Source organism: Massilia sp. CT11-108, assembly GCF_047302915.1.
In the GTDB taxonomy this organism is placed as follows: Bacteria; Pseudomonadota; Gammaproteobacteria; order Burkholderiales; family Burkholderiaceae_D; genus Telluria; species Telluria orientalis.
In genome coordinates, this window is the sequence record NZ_JBKYMO010001645.1 from 1 (window position 1) to 250 (window position 250).

1 pseudogene is annotated in these 250 nt (G+C 75.6%); it reads right to left on the reverse strand.

The annotated features are described in order from the left end of the window. A pseudogene (locus ACEN88_RS35890) lies at positions 1 to 250 on the reverse strand (heavy metal translocating P-type ATPase); the annotation flags it as partial.

Sequence of the window (250 nt, forward strand, 5' to 3'; positions counted from 1 at the left end):
CCGCGATCGCCGCCGGCCACGCGCGCGCCGGATCGACGAGATACCAGCCCGCGCACACGACGACCGTCAGCACCAGCAGCGCGAGCACGAACCACGCGCCGACGCGGTCGGCCCACAACGCCAGCGCGGGCTTGTCCTGCCCGGCGCGCTCGACGAGGCGCACCAGCAGCGCCAGCGTGCTGTCGCGCGCACTGCTCGTCACGCGCACGACGATCGCCTGCGCGACGTTGACCGCGCCGCCGGGCAGTGG